The organism is Rudaea sp., from assembly GCF_036383415.1.
In the GTDB taxonomy this organism is placed as follows: domain Bacteria; phylum Pseudomonadota; class Gammaproteobacteria; order Xanthomonadales; family Rhodanobacteraceae; genus Rudaea.
On sequence record NZ_DASVOK010000212.1, the window covers coordinates 1 to 2,466 of the forward strand.

At 62.2% G+C, this 2,466-nt stretch carries 3 protein-coding genes; all 3 read left to right on the top strand.

Going from position 1 to position 2,466, the window contains the following annotated elements:
• Positions 1–397 precede the first annotated feature (397 nt).
• Positions 398–784 (top strand): hypothetical protein, encoded by a 387-nt coding sequence (locus tag VF497_RS08395; RefSeq protein ID WP_330887606.1) that lies wholly within the window; start codon positions 398–400, stop codon positions 782–784.
• Positions 781–2,040, top strand: coding sequence for a hypothetical protein (locus VF497_RS08400; RefSeq protein ID WP_330887609.1), 1,260 nt, complete (start codon positions 781–783; stop codon positions 2,038–2,040). The genes VF497_RS08395 and VF497_RS08400 overlap by 4 nt, the downstream gene beginning before the upstream one ends.
• Positions 1,973–2,466 (top strand): AAA family ATPase (locus VF497_RS08405; RefSeq protein ID WP_330887611.1); only part of this gene is annotated, 494 nt, incomplete at its 3' end. The genes VF497_RS08400 and VF497_RS08405, both read left to right, overlap by 68 nt.

The window sequence follows — 2,466 nt, forward strand, 5'->3', positions numbered from 1 at the left end:
TGCTGACATTACGAGAGTCGAAGCGTTTGAGGCGGAAGTCGCTGACGTCAAATAACGCACCTCGAATATCGCCTATCATTGATGCGCTTGACGAATGACGCGACAACATTACGAGAGTCGAAATGTCCGACCGCGTGTCACCGCTGGTCTTCGTCCCTTTGTCTGGCAGCAGCGCGCCGCATCATTTGGATGGCTGACGCGGCCCTCCGACTGCTCGCTGCCAGATCTCGTCGAAGCTGGCTGGCGTGCCCAGTTGATCGCCTCCTGATCCCCCCTTCAACTCGCGACCCATGCTGTCGAGTACCGGCGATCCTGCATTCAAGTTGACGAAGCTCACAAGCGCCCGTTCCGTTAGCATTGACCGCGTCAGCCCGTTTTTTTGCGCCAAATCGCTGATGTGACGCATCAAGTCTGGATGCACCCGCAGGACCAAGCGGTCCGTGCGCAACGTGTCCGGATCTCGCGGCGGCCGACCAAAGCGCACTGGCTGGGCCTTTTTCTGTTTCGTCTGTTTCGAATCCTTAACCACCGCGCAAACGAATCCTTGATTTTCGGCATTTTTGTTGTAACAAAAACACCTGTGATGACAACTTCGTACAGCGATATGTGTACCACCGATTCCAAAGATTCGATAGCGCCGCAGCCCCCGTTTGAACCCGCGCAAATCCTGCGCGGGTTCCCTGATGGTCAGGCAGAGCTCGCCGCCTACTGGCTGCAAACCGTGCTGGAAGATCGGGCCGATTCCGCTGCGCCTCCTCCCGCCTCGACGGAGGCTGAGCTATGAGCGACGACGTGGAAGCGCGCATTCGCTGGCTGGCACAATTCTGCTGCCAGCCGAGCTGGGCCGCCGCCGTCACCTGCGCGTGCGAAAGAGTCGAACAGCTGGACCCGGAACAAGGCGCTCCCCTGCTCCAGCAGATCAACGACACCGGACCATCGGTAGCAGATCGGAACAACGTGCTGTTCGACAACGCCGAGCGCATGCGCTCGCGCGATCCTATGCTGACCTTGGCGTTTGAGATTCTGACGCTCTGCACCGACGACGACGCAACTGTAATTAACGCCGTCGTCGCCGGCGCCGTGAGTGTGGTTAGCAGCACCGACGGCGACACACGCGAGGCCCGCGCGCGCCTGCGCGTGTGGGATGCGGCCGCCACCGGAAAATATACCGGCAACGACTTCTTCGAGATTGCCAACATATCCTGGCAAGGCGAGATGCAGCGCAACGTCGCCGACCAGGAGGACCAAAGCCGGGCCAGTAGCGGGATTCCGACGTGCGTCGCGATACTCGCGCACGACCGTTGGGACCATGCGATGGCATGGCTGCGTCGAGAGACCGAACGCCAGGTTGTCCACCAGCTTGACCTTGAGATTCTGCAGCCGCGAGGCGATCGCAACCAGCAAGCGGCTCAGATCCGCGCGTTCGCCGAACGCCTTTTCGCGCAAGGCCGTCCATGGACCGGTGATCTGGCCATAGCTTGGTTGGCGATGCTGTGCGACCCGCGCAGGCCGGACACGTTCACCGCTGTGTTGCCGCAGATCTCGTGGATGTTCGGGCATCAATCAGTCATCACGAACCCACATGAGCGGGGTCTCCTGCGCGACCGCCTGGGTATTTGGTGGCGGGCTGCATGCAGCGAGTGGACCGATTCAGATGTCTCAATTTTTCGGATCGCCGCCATGGAGATGCAAGACCGTGACTACGAGCCGGAAGCCGAAGGAGATTCCACGCTCGACCCGCCACCAGTTGCTCCAGCGGCTACTGACACCCCGACGGTCGTGGTGATGCCGGGCAAGCTGGCAGATGAGCGCGGGCTGCCGATGCCGTGGAAGGATCTGCGTGACCAGGCGCTACAGCTTGTCGTCTGCAACGATGCGGCAATAGTCCGCGAGGTTGCGCGAGGAGTTTCCACACGCGTGGCGCGAGGTCGCCCTGCTGACGCAGGATCTGCGCGACGGCCAGCCGGTGCGCATGCGGCCGACGCTGTTGCTTGGTCATCCGGGCTCGGGAAAGTCGCGCCTGGTGCGACGGCTCGGTGAACTGATCGCCATGTACGTGTACCGATATGACGGCGGCGCAAGCCACGATGGCACCTATGCAGGGTCGCCAAAGTCGTGGTCTAGCGCGCAGCCAAGCGCGCCGGCGCGCGCCGTCATGATCTCTCGGACGGCGAACCCGATCGTGTTCGTCGACGAGGTCGAGAAGGCCGGCGAGTCCACGTACAATGGCAACCTGTGGTCGGCGATGGCTCCGTTCCTCGAGCGCGAGACAGCGGCGCGCTATCGCGAGGTCGGCCTCGACGCTGAGCTCGATCTCTCGCACGTGATCCACATCGCCACCGCGAACTCGATTGACAAGTTGCCGGCACCGCTGCGTGACCGCTACCGCGTCATCCGGATCCCCTCGCCGTCGCTGCAGCACCTTCCGGCGCTCGCCGCCCAGGTGCTGTGCGACATGGCCTTCGA

Coding starts and splice junctions, on each gene's coding strand:
- VF497_RS08400 (WP_330887609.1), top strand. CDS start 781: ATGAGCGACGACGTGGAAGCGCGCATTCGCTGGCTGGCACAATTCTGC.